This window comes from Klebsiella indica (assembly GCF_005860775.1).
Taxonomy (GTDB): Bacteria; Pseudomonadota; Gammaproteobacteria; order Enterobacterales; family Enterobacteriaceae; genus Klebsiella; species Klebsiella indica.
This window is the reverse complement of record NZ_VCHQ01000050.1, coordinates 1-1,846: the sequence shown is the minus strand read 5'-3', so window position 1 is coordinate 1,846 and position 1,846 is coordinate 1. Positions and strand designations below refer to the sequence as shown.

Below are 1,846 nucleotides of genomic sequence, written 5' to 3'. Positions count from 1 at the left end.
GCTCGTTACTGCTCCTGTGCTGGCCGTGAGCCGGGAATGCCACAGCATAATCAACAACAGCCCGCTCAGTGGCCTCATCGGTTCGGTTTTTAAGGTTAGGAGCGCGACGGCTACGATTTATCAACGCATCCACGCCACCTTTATCGGCCAGCTCACGATAACGATAAAACGTATCGCGGGAGACGCCCATGATTTTGCAGGCCTTCGACACGTTGCTGAGTTCTTCAGCCAGATTGAGCAAACCGGCTTTGTGTTTGATAACGGGATTGGTAGTATGAAGCATGAGAGTTACCTCGTGTTTTGTATAAGGATTCGACACCCATATCAAAACCGGTAACTCTCAACCTTTCAAGGCCATGTGTCAGATCAAGTCGCGACTAATACAGATAATTTAATGATTGACAGATTAGAGCTTACAAAAAATGTCCAGTTCTATGACCTTAAAATTCCTCTCGATAATGAGGAGAGACAAATCACAAATAACGAAACTCTGAGCAACTTTCCGTTCCCTTCAACGCTGCCACGGATTTCACCGTACTGGCAGAACACTGCAAACAGTTCGCCGAAATCCTGATCGAACACGACGATCCCACGCTGAAAATGGCGCTCTGCGGCAGGCTTAACGCCTGTCTGAGGCTGCTCCAGCCCTCGCTGCTCGATCCGATCCCGGATCACATGATGGACAGTCTGACCGTTGATACACTCCCTGCCAGCTCACCGCGTTTCGATCCCGAATGTACCGAACTTTGCCACTACTGCCTTGCCCTGACGCAGGTGCTGACGGGACAGGGGCTATTACCGGAAACCCGAAATTACCTTGGCTGCCTGCTGTACGACCTGATCCGTAAGCGTAAAGTGAGTGCCGTATTGACGGCTATTTATTGGTGAGATCTACGTTCCATGGCAGAAGTTCTGCCACTTTGTTCGATGGCCACTCTGGCAGCACGCTCAGGATATATCTGAGGTAGGCTTCCGGATCGATGCCATTCAGTCTGCACGTTCCGATCAGACCATACAGCAGGGCCCCACGCTCGCCACCATGATCGCTGCCGAAGAAGATATAGTTTTTCTTGCCAAGACAGACCGCTCGTAGCGCGCGCTCAGCTGCGTTATTATCAGGCTCTGCCAGACCATCATCGCAGTAGTAGCACAGCGCATCCCACTGGTTCAGTGCATAAGCGAACGCCTCGCCCAGTCGGGATTTCTTTGACAGCGTCGTGCTTTTTTCCACCAACCACTCATGCAGGTAAGCCAGCAGCGGTTTGCTCCGGGATTGTCTGGCTGCCAGACGCTCTGCTGTCGTGAGGCCGCGTATTTCCTCTTCTATCGCGTACAGCTCACCGATGCGTTTCAGGGCTTCTTCTGCTGTCGCCGTTTGAGTGCTTATATAGACGTCATGGATTTTGCGGCGCGCATGGGCCCAGCATGCGGCTTCTGTCAGCGGCCCTCCTTCACGTTCCGGACGGAACAACCTGTCATAACCTGCGAAGGCGTCCGCCTGCAGCACACCATGATAGTGGCGAAGATGTTGTTGGGGATGTTTCCCCTGCCTGTCTGGCGAGAAGGCGAACCACGCTGCAGGTGGGTCTGACGATCCCGCGCTCCTGTCATCGCGTACATACGTCCAGATGCGCCCGGTTTTCGTCTTCTTTCTGCCCGGCGCCAGTACCGGCACCGGAGTATCGTCCGTATGCAGTTTGCGGCAGTCCATCACGTACTGGCAAAGAGCTTCATCCAGCGGTGCCATTAACCGGCAACAGGCATCCACCCAGTTGGAGAGCAGCGCACGACTCAGCCCCACGCCCTGACGGGCAAAGATTTCAGTCTGACGATACAGCGGCAGATG

At 53.9% G+C, this 1,846-nt stretch carries 2 protein-coding genes and 1 pseudogene; 1 reads left to right on the top strand and 2 read right to left on the bottom strand.

Going from position 1 to position 1,846, the window contains the following annotated elements; all coding sequences use genetic code 11:
- Positions 1-283: helix-turn-helix domain-containing protein (locus tag FE839_RS24285; RefSeq protein ID WP_138363262.1), on the bottom strand; the 283-nt coding region annotated here is incomplete at its 3' end.
- 215 nt (positions 284-498) lie between these two features.
- On the opposite strand from FE839_RS24285, the pseudogene FE839_RS24275 reads away from it, so the two are divergent.
- A pseudogene (locus FE839_RS24275) lies at positions 499-888 on the top strand (hypothetical protein); the annotation flags it as partial.
- Here FE839_RS24275 and tnpC read toward each other — a convergent pair.
- On the bottom strand, positions 875-1,846 hold a 972-nt coding region (gene tnpC / locus FE839_RS24270; protein WP_138363260.1), incomplete at its 5' end, for an IS66 family transposase. The pseudogene FE839_RS24275 and the gene tnpC sit on opposite strands and share 14 nt — an antisense overlap.